The 6,746-nt window shown below is 64.1% G+C and carries 9 protein-coding genes; 4 read left to right on the plus strand and 5 right to left on the minus strand.

Annotated elements, in window-relative coordinates; genetic code table 11:
* On the plus strand, positions 1 to 180 hold a 180-nt coding region (locus ACOVQ0_RS04795; RefSeq protein WP_421880813.1), incomplete at its 5' end, for a hypothetical protein.
* Between the two features lie 27 nt (positions 181 to 207).
* On the opposite strand, the gene ACOVQ0_RS04800 is transcribed toward ACOVQ0_RS04795, so the two are convergent.
* The 3 genes from ACOVQ0_RS04800 to ACOVQ0_RS04810 form a co-directional block, all read right to left on the minus strand.
* The gene (locus ACOVQ0_RS04800) at positions 208 to 510 is read right to left on the minus strand and encodes a HigA family addiction module antitoxin (RefSeq protein WP_421880816.1); all 303 of its coding nucleotides are present in this window, start codon (positions 508 to 510) and stop codon (positions 208 to 210) included.
* Between the two features lie 191 nt (positions 511 to 701).
* Positions 702 to 1,028 (minus strand): divalent-cation tolerance protein CutA, encoded by a 327-nt coding sequence (gene cutA / locus ACOVQ0_RS04805; protein ID WP_421880819.1) that lies wholly within the window; start codon positions 1,026 to 1,028, stop codon positions 702 to 704.
* Positions 1,025 to 2,077: a COX15/CtaA family protein gene (locus tag ACOVQ0_RS04810; protein WP_421880822.1), complete on the minus strand. Its 1,053-nt coding sequence runs from the start codon at positions 2,075 to 2,077 to the stop codon at positions 1,025 to 1,027. Before ACOVQ0_RS04810 ends, cutA begins: the two co-directional genes overlap by 4 nt.
* 130 nt (positions 2,078 to 2,207) lie before the next feature.
* Here ACOVQ0_RS04810 and ACOVQ0_RS04815 point away from each other — a divergent pair, with 130 nt between their 5' ends.
* Entirely contained in the window at positions 2,208 to 2,588 is a 381-nt protein-coding gene (locus tag ACOVQ0_RS04815; RefSeq protein ID WP_421880826.1) for a MerC domain-containing protein, read from the plus strand.
* 93 nt (positions 2,589 to 2,681) lie between these two features.
* Positions 2,682 to 3,680, plus strand: a complete 999-nt coding sequence (gene thiS, locus ACOVQ0_RS04820; RefSeq protein WP_421880829.1) for a sulfur carrier protein ThiS — start codon at positions 2,682 to 2,684, stop codon at positions 3,678 to 3,680.
* A gap of 4 nt (positions 3,681 to 3,684) precedes the next feature.
* On the opposite strand, the gene ACOVQ0_RS04825 is transcribed toward thiS, so the two are convergent.
* The gene (locus tag ACOVQ0_RS04825; RefSeq protein ID WP_421880831.1) at positions 3,685 to 4,722 is read right to left on the minus strand and encodes a Rieske 2Fe-2S domain-containing protein; all 1,038 of its coding nucleotides are present in this window, start codon (positions 4,720 to 4,722) and stop codon (positions 3,685 to 3,687) included.
* Positions 4,723 to 4,783: 61 nt separating this feature from the next.
* Here ACOVQ0_RS04825 and ACOVQ0_RS04830 point away from each other — a divergent pair, with 61 nt between their 5' ends.
* Positions 4,784 to 5,350, plus strand: a complete 567-nt coding sequence (locus ACOVQ0_RS04830; protein ID WP_421880834.1) for a TetR family transcriptional regulator — start codon at positions 4,784 to 4,786, stop codon at positions 5,348 to 5,350.
* Between the two features lie 4 nt (positions 5,351 to 5,354).
* Here the strand turns inward: ACOVQ0_RS04830 and ACOVQ0_RS04835 are convergent, their stop codons facing one another.
* The gene (locus tag ACOVQ0_RS04835; RefSeq protein ID WP_421880837.1) at positions 5,355 to 6,701 is read right to left on the minus strand and encodes a TldD/PmbA family protein; all 1,347 of its coding nucleotides are present in this window, start codon (positions 6,699 to 6,701) and stop codon (positions 5,355 to 5,357) included.
* Between the last annotated feature and the right edge of the window lie 45 nt (positions 6,702 to 6,746).

The raw sequence follows: 6,746 nt of genomic DNA on the forward strand, positions 1-6,746 counted from the left end.
TCCACCTCGGCCGGCTTGATCGACCGGGTGACCTTGCTGAGAGCCTTCATGGCTACGGTTCCCTTGGAATTTCAGTGCGCCGATCCGGGCGGAAATCCGCTTGCATCACGACGAACGAAGCGCGCCTTTGTTGCAAATCCCCACCAGAGTCAAGCAAACTGCGGGTTTTTGGAGAGGTAAAATAATACCGCTCTGCAAACTCAGGCTTTAAGCTGCCCTTGCGAACCTCGCAACCTTGATCTCATCTTCGCGCTCGCGAGCTTGGGCAAGCTCGTAAGCTGTCTGCATCCGCAGCAGAGTATCGGCCTTTATCTCGAACGCCTTCTCGAAGCGGATGGCCATGTCCGCAGACAGACTGGCATTACCGTTAAGCAGAGTGCTGAGCGCCTGACGGGAAACGCCAAAATGCTCGGCCAGCGCGGTGACACTGACACCGGCAGGGTCGACGATCTCGGTCTTGAGCCAGTCGCCGACATGGACGGCGAGCGACGGGTGCATCTTAAGCGCCATGATAGTCCTCCGGCAGCGCACTTTCGGATTTGTACTGCGGCCTCATAAGCAACGCGATCACAAAAACCTTCGTCACCCTGAACTTGATTCAGGGTCCATTTCTCCGCACGAGCGGCGGGTTGATCGGCTAAATGGATTCTGAAACAAGTTCAGAATGACGAGGTTGGGCAAGCAATCCTGGCCGTGCCACGTCAACCCTCCAACACCCCACAATCCACTTCCAACCACCCCAACGTTGCCGCCCCCGCCGCATCACACCGCCACCCGGCAATCGCGGGCGCATCATAAGGGTGCAGCGCTTCAAGCCGGGCTACGGCGGCATCGAGCAGATCGGCACGGGTCTTGAACAGGACAGCGACTTCGGCGCCTTCGCCCCGTTCGCCGTTCCAGCGGTAGAGCGAGCGGACGGCTGGGAGAATGTTGGCGCAGGCGATCAGGCGTTCGTCTAGCAGCTTGCCCGCCACCGCTTCGGCGCTTTGGGCATCGCCGAACGGGCACCAGATCAGCGCTGCCGTCACCTGCGGGAACCGAGCAGGTGCGCGCTCCACACCGTTGCCGCCACCAGCAGCGCGCCGACCAACTGGTGCAGCACGGCAATCCACAGCGCCACGCCGCTCCACACCGTGAAGATGCCGAGGAGCACTTGCGTGCCGAACACGCTGTGCAGCACGATCGAGGCTTCGCGGTCAGTCTTGCGCAACCGCCGCGCGACAACCACCAGCACCGCCACCACGACCCATGCCCACCAGCGATGGATGAAGTGGACGAGGAACGGGTCTGACAGGAAGGCATGGGCCGCGCCGAGCGCCCAGTCCACGCCATCGGGATAGAACTTGCCCTGCATCAGCGGCCATGCGTCCATGCTGAACCAGCCTGCGCCTGCCGATGTGCCCGCACGCATTCCCGCCACCAGCGCGCCGTAGAACAGTTGCACCAGCAGCACGATCAACGCCACCAATCCCAGCCCGCGCAACCGCGCACGCGCCTTGCCCTTCGAAAGCGCGATCAGATCGAGCGCGGTCCACACCAGTCCGCCCAGCGTGAACAGCGCCACCAGCAGGTGCGCGGCAAGGCGGAAGTGGCTGACCTTCACGTCGTTGACGATGCCGGACTTGACCATCCACCAACCCACTGCCCCCTGCGCCGCGCCCAGTGCCAGCAGTGCCAGAAGGCGGGGCTTGTAACCTTGCGGAATGCGGCCTTTCACCCAGAACCACGCGAGCGGCAGGGCGAAGACGAGGCCGATGGTCCGCGCGATCAGGCGGTGAATCCATTCCCAGAAGAAGATGAACTTGTAGGTTTCCAGCGTCATCCCCGCCGGGCCATTGATCAACTGGTACTGCGGCGTGGCGCGATAGGCGTCGAACTCCGCCTGCCACTGCGCGTCCGTGATCGGCGGGATCGTGCCCGTCACCGGCTTCCATTCGGTGATCGAAACCCCCGATTCGGTAAGCCTTGTAATCCCGCCCACCGCAACGATCGCCACGACCATCAGCGCGACGATGAACAGCCAGCGGGCAAGGGCGAGCGCGTCCTTTGGGACATGGTTTGAGGCAGTGGATGACATGCGCCCGCCCTGCTCCTGTGCCCCGGAAATCTCAAGGGGATTGTCAGCGCCTCGCGCATAGCTCTTGGGGCAAAATTGTTACGGTCCCTCACTTGCGCCATGTAATACTATAACATATATGGACGGCGAGATGAGCGATGCCCTTCCTTCCCTGCGTGCCCGGCTGGACCGGTTTGGCGTGGTCCTGTCTGGTCTGTGCCTGCTGCACTGCGTGGCTGGCGTATTTCTGGTGGGCGTGATGGGCATTGGCGGCGGCGTGCTGCTCGATCCTGACTGGCACCGCTGGGGCCTTGCCTTTGCGCTGGTCATTGGCGCGCTGACCATCGGCATCGGCGCGCTGCGGCACGGGCGGTTTTTGCCGCTGATGATCGGCAGCACTGGCCTTGCGCTTATGGGTGGCGCGGTTGCCGTGGGTCACGGGGCCGAAGAAGTGGTGCTGACAGTCATCGGCGTGCTGCTTGTCGCCGTGGCGCACCTGATCAATATCCGCACCAACACCTGCCATTCCTGAAGTGCACCTAGATGCACCTAGCTGCACCTAGCTGCACCTGAACGCTTCTAAACCGGCCTTGCGCGCCTGTGCGGCATCGCTAAAGCGGGCCGCATGACCGCAACGCTATCCCTCACCGTCAATGGCGAACCGCGCCGCGCAAACCCTGGCTCGATCGCCGATCTCGTGCGCAGTCTCGAACTCGATCCCGCCAAAGTGGCGGTCGAGCGCAATGGCGAAATTGTCCCCCGGTCGACGCTCGCCCAAGTGGCGATTGCGGATGGGGACGTGCTGGAAATCGTGCATTTCGTGGGTGGAGGACAGACTGACGTGACGGATTTGAACGAAGACACATGGACCGTTGCCGGTCGCACCTTCCGTTCGCGCCTCATCGTCGGCACGGGGAAATACAAGGACTTCGAACAGAACGCCGCTGCGGTTGAGGCTTCGGGCGCGGAAATCGTCACTGTCGCCGTGCGCCGGGTCAACGTGTCCGATCCCAAGGCCCCGATGCTGACGGATTACATCGACCCGAAGAAGATCACCTACCTGCCCAACACCGCTGGCTGCTTCACCGCCGACGACGCGATCCGCACATTGCGGCTGGCGCGCGAGGCGGGGGGCTGGGATCTGGTGAAGCTGGAAGTTCTGGGCGAGGCGCGCACGCTTTATCCCAACATGGTAGAGACGATCCGCGCCACCGAAGTGCTTGCCAAGGAAGGCTTTCTTCCAATGGTATACTGCGTGGACGATCCGATTGCGGCCAAGCAGCTTGAGGATGCCGGTGCCGTGGCCGTCATGCCGCTGGGTGCGCCGATCGGTTCGGGCCTTGGCATCCAGAACAAGGTCACCGTGCGACTGATCGTGGAAGGCGCGAAAGTGCCGGTGCTGGTCGACGCGGGCGTGGGCACCGCATCCGAAGCCGCCGTGGCGATGGAACTGGGTTGCGACGGCGTGCTGATGAACACCGCCATCGCCGAAGCAAAAGACCCGATCCGCATGGCCCGTGCCATGAAGCTGGCGGTGCAGGCGGGGCGCGATGCCTATCTTGCGGGCCGTATGCCGACGCGCAAGTATGCCGACCCCAGCAGCCCGCTGGCCGGGTTGATCTGAGCGATCAGGCGGCTTCCGAAGCCGCCCCTTCCCGCGCCAGCCGTTCGACTAGGCGCTGATAGAGCACAACGCCCTTGTCGAAAGTGGCGGGCATCGGTTGGCGCGCCGGGTCCAGGTCGATCACGCGCTGCTGCGCTTCGATCATGGTCTTGTCTTCGGCAAAAGCCTTTGCGGCGAGGCCCATCAGCAGATCGCGCAAGGCTTCGTCGCCGTGATCGCGGTGCGGCCCCCAGCTGAAGAAATAGCGGCTGGTGGTATCGGTCAGCGCGGTCACCGCCTGACTGGTGAACGTGACCCCGGTTTTCGGCAGGTCCGGCGGAGGCGGTGCATCGCCCAGACGGTCTGCGGTGCCGACCGGGTAGGACGCCGTCGGCATCAGCAGAATGCCGGGGACGTGATATTCGTAGCATGACCAGACATCGACCCGTTCCGGCCCGGATCGCCCGCCAGACTGATTGCGCACCCAGCGTTCGAAGCGCACGCCGCGCGGCAGTTGCGTGACTTTGGGCCGGGTACGCGCCCATTCCTCGTCCGCGCCAAAGCTGGCAGGATGGACGAAGGCCAGATGGGTGAAATCGCAAAGGTTATCGTGGATCAGTTGCGCATTGGCCGCATAGTCCAGCTGACCGCGCCCAAGAATATAGCCCGGATCGTCAAAGCCCACGGCCTGCGGGATCAGCGCCGGATCGGCCCTGGCCGGATCGCCCAGCCACACCCATACCCAGCTATGCCGCTCTTCCACCGGATAGGCACGCACCCGCGCGGTTGCCGGGATCATGTCCTGTCCCGGGATTTCAACGCAAGCGCCATCGGCAGCGAAGCGGAAGCCGTGATACATGCAGCGCAGGCTTTCACCCTCACACCGCCCGAGCGAAAGCGGGGCAAGGCGGTGAACGCAGCGGTCTTCCAGCGCGATCAGCCTGCCGCTTTCCATCCTTGCAATAACGATCGGGTCGCCCGCGATGGTAATCGCAAATGGCCGAGCCGTTTCCAGGTCCATCGCCCAGCAGGCGACATGCCAGGCGTTGCGCACGTGAATCATCGCCGTTCTCCCAAACTGCAACGCCACTTTACTTAACATTGTTAAATTGTCAAACGGAGGCATGGCCCGTCAACGCGACATTTCCATCGATCGAGACGGCATCCTGCGCGCCGGCTTTGCGTTGCTGGAGGATGCAGGGCTTGACGGCATAACGATGCGTGCGCTGGCCGCGCGGCTTTCGGTACAGGCCCCGGCGCTGTACTGGCATGTGCGCGACAAGGCCGAACTGCTCTCGATGATGGCCGAGGATATCTACGCGCGAGGACGCGCCGGGCTTGCCGCGTGCGCCGATGCGCGGACGTGGCTGCTGCAATTGGGCCGCGGATTGGCACAAGTGTTATGCGGGCACCGCGATTCCGCGCGACTGCTGGCCGTGGCAACGCCTGCACGCGAAGCGGACGAAGGCCGCGCGCAGGCGATTGCAGGCGCGTTGTGCGACTATGGCTTCAGCGTGGAGGCCGCGCTTGAAGCGCAGGCATCGGTGCTATCGCTGACCGTGGGTTGGGCGCTTTACCGCGAGAACGCGGCAATGGCCGATCATCTCAAGCGGATGTTCGATCTGGACGCCAGCTATGCCAACGGGCTGGAAGTGCTGGTCGACGGTCTGGTGCGCAAGGTGAGCAGCTGACGGTTCAATCGCCCGCCACGCTCATGCCGTCGACGCGCAGGGTTGGCGTATCGATGCCGCGATAGATTTCCAGATCATCGGCGGCGGTCATGGCTGCGAACATGTCGATCAGGTTGCCCGCGACGGTGAACTCCGCGATCGCATCCGCAATCTCGCCATTGACGATACGGAAGCCCGAAGCGCCCCGGCTGTAATCGCCGGTCACGCCATTCACGCCTTGCCCGATCAGTTCGGTAACATAGACGCCATCGGCAATGTCGGCCATCAGCGCGGCAGGGGTGACGCTGCCGGGCAGCAGGGCGACGTTGCTGGAGGTGACGTGCGGCGCCCCCGACGATCCGCGCGAGGCGTGGCCGGTGGGCGCTGCGCCAAGCTGACGCGCAGCAGCGGCATCCATCAGCCATCCGGTGATGTGCCCGGCATCGACCAGCTTGCGCGGAGCCGTGGGCAGGCCTTCACCATCGAAGGGACGCGAACGCATTCCGCGCTGGCGCAGCGGATCGTCAGTGATGGTGATGGAACTGTCGAACAGCTTCTGGCCATCGCGATCCAGCAGGAAGCTGGCACGGCGCGCAATCGATGCGCCGGACATTGCGCCAAGCAGGTGGCCCACCAGCGAATTGGCGACGCGGGGATCGAACACTACCGGCATCGCGCCCGATTTCACCCGACCGGGATTGAGGCGGCGCACGGCGCGTTCGCCCGCTTCGCGCCCGATGGCTTCGGGGCCGAGCAGGTCTGCCGCATGACGGCTGCTGCGCCACGAATAATCGCGCTGCATCGTGCTGCCCTCTCCGGCAACGACGCTGGCGGAAACGCTGTGGCTGGATGCGGCATAGGCACCGGAAAAACCGTGACTGGTGGCGAGCGCGAACAGCCCGCGTCCGGCGCTGGCCCCGCCGCCTTCGCTGTTGGTCACGCCGGGAATGGCACGCGCGGCATCTTCGGCCTGTTCGGCAAGGCGGCGCAGTTCTGCAGGGCTGCGTTCGGTGGCATCGTCCAGATCGAGATCGGGCACAGTGCCACGCAGCAGGAGGTCTTCGGCCGCAAGGCCTGCGAACTTGTCTGCCGGGGCAAGGCGCGCCATTGCCACGGCGCGGCTGGCCAGCTCATCCAGCGCGGCATCGCCAAGGTCGGTCGATCCGATGGAGGCCGACGCTCCGCCAACGAAAACACGCAGGCCCACGCTTTCGGATTCGGACCGCTCGACATCTTCAAGCGCGCCCAACCGCACCGAAACCGATTCGGACGAACTGCCGACATAGACCGCATCGCCCGCTTCTGCGCCCGCACGGCGCGCACGCTCGATCAGCGCTTCGCAGCGTTCGCGGGCATCGGCGGGTGAAAGCATGGACAGACCTTTCGCAACAGCAAGGCTGCGCGGTCTAGAGCAGGG

This window comes from Novosphingobium sp. (assembly GCF_049240505.1).
GTDB lineage: Bacteria > Pseudomonadota > Alphaproteobacteria > Sphingomonadales > Sphingomonadaceae > Novosphingobium.

Bases quoted from the DNA above. Each gene is read 5' to 3' on its own strand.
- ACOVQ0_RS04800 (WP_421880816.1), bottom strand. From the start codon at position 510: ATGGCGCTTAAGATGCACCCGTCGCTCGCCGTCCATGTCGGCGACTGG.
- ACOVQ0_RS04810 (WP_421880822.1), bottom strand. From the start codon at position 2,077: ATGTCATCCACTGCCTCAAACCATGTCCCAAAGGACGCGCTCGCCCTT.
- ACOVQ0_RS04815 (WP_421880826.1), top strand. From the start codon at position 2,208: ATGAGCGATGCCCTTCCTTCCCTGCGTGCCCGGCTGGACCGGTTTGGC.
- thiS (WP_421880829.1), top strand. From the start codon at position 2,682: ATGACCGCAACGCTATCCCTCACCGTCAATGGCGAACCGCGCCGCGCA.
- ACOVQ0_RS04825 (WP_421880831.1), bottom strand. From the start codon at position 4,722: ATGATTCACGTGCGCAACGCCTGGCATGTCGCCTGCTGGGCGATGGAC.
- ACOVQ0_RS04830 (WP_421880834.1), top strand. From the start codon at position 4,784: ATGGCCCGTCAACGCGACATTTCCATCGATCGAGACGGCATCCTGCGC.
- ACOVQ0_RS04835 (WP_421880837.1), bottom strand. From the start codon at position 6,701: ATGCTTTCACCCGCCGATGCCCGCGAACGCTGCGAAGCGCTGATCGAG.